The sequence below is a fragment of the Streptomyces sp. NPDC054841 genome (assembly GCF_053611045.1).
In genome coordinates this window covers 1-4,382 of record NZ_JBSGZO010000608.1, presented here as the reverse complement: position 1 = coordinate 4,382, position 4,382 = coordinate 1, and the positions used below count along the sequence as shown (strand labels likewise).

Genomic DNA, 4,382 nt, shown 5'->3' with positions numbered 1-4,382 from the left:
GCTGAGCCGGTCTCGGATGCTCGACTGGACGCTCTCTATGACGGCTTCGCCGCCCAGGGGCTGTTGCACGGTTCCCTCTTCCAGGGGCTGCGGGCTGCCTGGCAACTTGGCGACGAGGTCTACGCCGAGGTTGCGCTGCCCGAAGGCACCGCGACCGACGGCTTCGGCATCCACCCCGCCCTCCTCGACGCTGCCGGGCACGCCATCGCGCTGGTCGCCCTGCCTGCCCAGGATGCGTCGGCGGCGCTCGTCGAGGACGCGGAGGCAGACCGTACGCCCGAGGTGCCGTACCGCTGGAACGGAGTCACGCTGCACGCGACCGGTGCGTCGGCACTCCGCGTGCGGCTCGCGCGCGTACCGGGCCCCGGGCCCCGGGGCGAAGCGGCGGTGGAGCTTACGGCCGCGGACGAGACCGGGGCACTCGTGCTGGCCTCGCGGCTGCGGGACTTGCGGCCACTGCCTGTCGAGGAGGTGACCGGTGCGGTCAGCGGTCTCCACAACGTGGTGTTCCGCGCCGAGTGGACGCCGAAGCGGGACGGCGATTCGACGGCGTCCGCGGAGGGCGTACCCGGCAGCGGCAACGGGACCGGTGTCGTGACGCAGGCCAAGCCCCGGCTCCGTACGGCGGTCGTGGGCACGGATGAGAGCGGGCTGCTCAAGACCGTGGGTATCGACGCGCCCGCGTACCCGGACCTGGCCTCCCTCGCCGGGGGCGCGGCGGCCGACGGGGCGGTGCCCGAGGTGGTGTTCGTTCCGTTGGCTCCGGACGCGGCCGAGCGCGGACCGGTGGTGGATGAGGCGCACGCCGTCGCGAACCGGGCCCTCGCCCTGGTGCAGGAGTGGCTGGCAGAGGAACGGTTCGCTGACTCGCGGCTGGCCTTCGTGACGCGCGGAGCGGTCGCGGTGGAAGCCGAAGGGGTACGGGACCTGGCACATGCCCCGGTGTGGGGCCTGGTCCGCTCGGCGCAGGCGGAGAACCCGGGCCGGGTCGTGCTCATCGACCTCGACGGCCTGGACGCACCGCACGACACGTTGGCCCCCGTCCTGGACCGTACCGAAGCCGAGCTGGCCATCAGGCGCGGCCAGCCGTACGTACGACGCCTGCGGCGATCCCGGATCGCGGCGGGGACAGTCGGCTCGGGCGGCAGCGCGGGCTTCGGCACCGGCACCGTGCTGGTGACCGGCGGCACCGGTGGTCTGGGGTCGCTCGTGGCCCGGCATCTGGTGGCCGAGCACGGTGTGCGGAGTCTCGTGTTGACCAGTCGTCGTGGTGAGCGGGCTCCAGGCGCCGCCGAGTTGGCAGCCGTGCTGACGGAGCTGGGTGCCGATGTGCGGATCGCTGCTTGTGATGCCGCTGACCGTGAGGCGCTGGCCGCGGTGCTGGAGGGCATTCCGGCCGATCGTCCGCTGACCGGCGTTGTGCACACCGCCGGCGTCCTCGACGACGGCACCATCCCCTCCCTCACCTCCCAGCGGATGGCAACCGTCCTGCGTCCGAAGGTGGATGCGGCGTGGAATCTGCACGAGCTGACGCAGGGCATGGACCTGTCGGCGTTTGTGTTGTTCTCGTCTTCGGCTGGGTTGTTCGGTGATGCGGGGCAGGGGAACTATGCGGCGGCGAACACGTTCCTGGATGCGCTGGCCGAGTATCGGCGTGCGGCTGGGCTGGCTGGGTTGTCGGTGCAGTGGGGGCTGTGGGAGCAGATCGACGGCAAGGGTATGGCCGGTGGCCTGACCGATGCCGATATCGACCGCATCAAGCGGGCGGGCATGTCACCACTGACCGCAGAGCTGGGCCTCGCCGTCTTCGACGCGGTGACCGCCGCACCGGCAGGTGCCGAGCCGCCCGTGCTGGCGGCCCTGGGCCTGCGGTCCTCCGCACTGGGCGCTGTGGAGGGCGCAGAGGGAGCGCTGCTTCGCGAGGTGGTGCGCGGCCGGGCACGACGGGTGGCACGGACGGGTACCGCCGCGGGTACAGGTACGGGTACGGGTACGGGCGCGGACACGGGCGTTTCGGCGCTGGTGGCCCGCCTCACCGGGCGGTCCGCGGACGAGCAGGACGAGGTGCTGCTCGGGCTGGTGCGCTCGCACGTCGCCGCGGTGCTGGGGCACGGCGGTACCCTGACGATCGAGCCGGACCGGGCGTTCCGCGAGCTGGGCTTCGACTCTCTGACCGCGGTGGAGCTCCGCAACAGGCTCACCCGTGAAGCGGGCGTCAGCCTCCCCGCGACCCTGATCTACGACTACCCGACCCCCGCCGACCTTGCCGAGTTCCTGCGTGCGCAGCTGCTCGGTGACGTAGAGGACCGCGCCGGGGACGGGGGCGGCGCGGTGGCCGCCACGCTGGCCGAACTGGACCGGCTGGAGTCCGCCATGGGACGGGTCGGCGCCGACACCGACGACGCGTCGCGGATCACGACCCGGCTGCAGGCGGTGCTGGCCAAGTGGAACAGCATGCGCAGCGCTGCGGCCGGAGCCGAAGACGACGCCGACGACCTCGGTGACGCGACGGCCGACGAGGTGCTGGCCATCATCCAGCGGGAGTTCGGCTCGGCATGAGTGCGCGACACCACCAACCCGCGCGGCGTGAACAACGGCCCGCGCGACGAGAACGACTGACGACCGACCTTGAGACGTTGCGTAGCCGCGGCGTTGAGACACTGAGGGGTGGTGTGCGCTGATGGCGCACGAGGACAAGCTTCTGGAGAACCTCAAGTTCGTCACCGGCGAGCTGCGACGTACCCGTGACCGGCTGGTAGAGCTGGAGGAGGCGGCGCACGAGCCGATCGCCGTCGTCGGTATGGCGTGCCGCTTCCCCGGCGGGGTGGCCACGCCGGAGGACCTGTGGCGGGTCGTCGCGGATGGCGTCGACACCATGGCGGATTTCCCCACGAACCGGGGCTGGGACCTTGCTCGGCTGTTTGACGACGACCCCGACACGCCGGGCACCACGTACGCCCGGCAGGGCGGCTTCGTCGACGCGGCCGACGAGTTCGACGCTTCGTTCTTCGGCATCTCGCCGCGCGAGGCGGTCGCAATGGATCCGCAGCAGCGGCTGCTGCTGGAGACGTCCTGGGAGGCGATCGAGCGCGCCGGCATCGACGCCTCGACGCTCAAGGGCACCACGACGGGCGTGTACGCGGGCGTCATCACCAACGACTACGGCTGGACCGTCAGCACGGTGCCGCCCGAGATCGAGCCCTTCATCTCCACCGGCAACGTCAGCAGCGTCGCCACCGGGCGCGTCGCGTACTGCCTGGGGCTCCAGGGGCCCACCATGACCGTGGACACGGCCTGCTCCTCCTCCCTGGTCGCCCTCCACCTGGCCAAGCAGGGGCTGCTGCGCGGCGAGTGCTCCCTCGCGCTGGCCGGCGGCGTGACCATCCTGGCGACGCCGCACAACTTCACCGACTTCAGCCGCCAGCGCGGCCTGGCGCCCGACAGCAGGAACAAGGCCTTCGCCGACGCCGCCGACGGCACCATCTGGGGCGAGGGCGTCGGGATGCTGCTGCTGGAGCGGCTGTCGGACGCCCAGCGCAACGGGCACGAGGTGCTGGCGCTCCTTCGTGGTTCCGCCATCAACCAGGACGGCGCCAGCAACGGCCTGACCGCCCCCAACGGTCCCTCCCAGCGCCGCGTCATCATGTCCGCGCTCGCCGACGCGCAACTCTCCACCGATCAGGTCGACGTGGTGGAGGCGCATGGCACGGGGACGACGCTGGGTGACCCGATCGAGGCTCAGGCGATCCTGGCGACCTATGGTCAGGGCCGCCCCGCCGAGAATCCGCTGTGGCTGGGGTCGGTCAAGTCGAACATCGGTCACACGCAGGCCGCGGCCGGCGTGGCCGGTGTCATCAAGATGGTGCAGGCGCTACGGCACGGTGTGTTGCCCAGGACGCTGCACGTGGACGCGCCGTCGCGGAAGGTCGACTGGAGCGCGGGCGCCGTCTCCCTGCTCACCGAGTCGCAAGAGTGGCCCGAGCTGGACCATCCGCGCCGGGCCGCCGTCTCGTCCTTCGGTATCAGCGGGACGAATGCGCATGTGGTGCTGGAGGAGGCGCCGGCGGCGGAGTCTGTGGGGGAGTCGGTTTCTGAGTCGGTTTCTGAGTCGGTCTCTGGTTCGGATTCTGGTTTGGTGGCCGGTTCGGGTTCGGGTTTGGGTTCGGGTTCTGGTGTGGTGGTTGGTTCGGGTGTGGTGCCGTGGGTGGTTTCGGCGCGGAGTGCGGCGGGGTTGCGGGCGCAGGCGGGGCGGTTGGTGTCGTTCTTTGGGGAGCGGTCGGAGCGGTCGGAGCGGTCGGAGCGGTCGGAGTTGTCTCCGGTGGGTGTGGGGTATGCGCTGGCGGTGTCGCGTGCGCGGTTTGAGCATCGTGCGGTGGTGGTGG

2 protein-coding genes are annotated in these 4,382 nt (G+C 71.4%); both read left to right on the top strand.

Features of this window, described 5'->3' with window-relative positions; all coding sequences use genetic code 11:
• Window positions 1-2,559, top strand: a 2,559-nt coding sequence (locus ACWGI8_RS40325; RefSeq protein ID WP_453668419.1) for an SDR family NAD(P)-dependent oxidoreductase, incomplete at its 5' end; no start/stop codon positions are given.
• A gap of 121 nt (window positions 2,560-2,680) precedes the next feature.
• The coding region (locus tag ACWGI8_RS40320; RefSeq protein WP_453668418.1) for a type I polyketide synthase at window positions 2,681-4,382 on the top strand (1,702 nt) is incomplete at its 3' end.